The 673-nt window shown below is 46.4% G+C and carries 1 protein-coding gene; it reads right to left on the bottom strand.

Going from position 1 to position 673, the window contains the following annotated elements; genetic code table 11:
• The coding region (locus AC5KOD_RS02430) for an MSCRAMM family protein (RefSeq protein ID WP_496912961.1) at window positions 1–673 on the bottom strand (673 nt) is incomplete at both ends.

The following is a 673-nucleotide window of genomic DNA, read 5'->3' as shown; positions in this document are numbered from 1 at the left end:
TGAGAGTTACCGATTGAGTCGCTGGACTTGCCAGTTTATAATTCATTGGAGCCACTGTTTCTATTACCGTATAGGTTCCTGCTGACAAGTAGCCTGTCTTAATCGTTCCTCCTGCTGTGCTCGTCCCTTGAGCAACGACCGCTCCTGCACTATTTTTCACCTCGTAGGTCGCTCCTGCTAGAAGTGCTTTAGTTTCTTTATCCCGCTTTTCTACCACTATTTTTGCTTGTCGATCATTGACAAATGCTACTTTTCCGATCTCTCCTGTTTTCACAGAGACAGGTTTCGTGGCTGCGGCGCCTTTCAGAACATCATGACCAACAGGTGCGCCTAGCTCTGTGACCGTATACTCGCCTGTTGGCAAACTTGGGCTCAGATAAATGCCTGAGGCATTTGTGATGGCAACGGTACTTGGGACAACCGTCACTCCCGCACTATTCTTGATTTCATAGGTCGCTCCTTGTAGGAGTTTGCCTGTGTCATCGGTTTTGGTGATTTGAATACTCCCCTTTTCACGTTCATTAAAAAAGGTGACTGTTTCATCTTTTCCTTTGGTGAGAGTTACCGATTGAGTCGCTGGACTTGCCAGTTTATAATTCATTGGAGCCACTGTTTCTATTACCGTATAGGTTCCTGCTGACAAGTAGCCTGTCTTAATCGTTCCTCCTGCTGT

The organism is Vagococcus sp. WN80Y (assembly GCF_059621045.1).
Note: the sequence above shows the minus strand (reverse complement) of the source record. Positions and strands in the feature narration are given on the sequence as shown.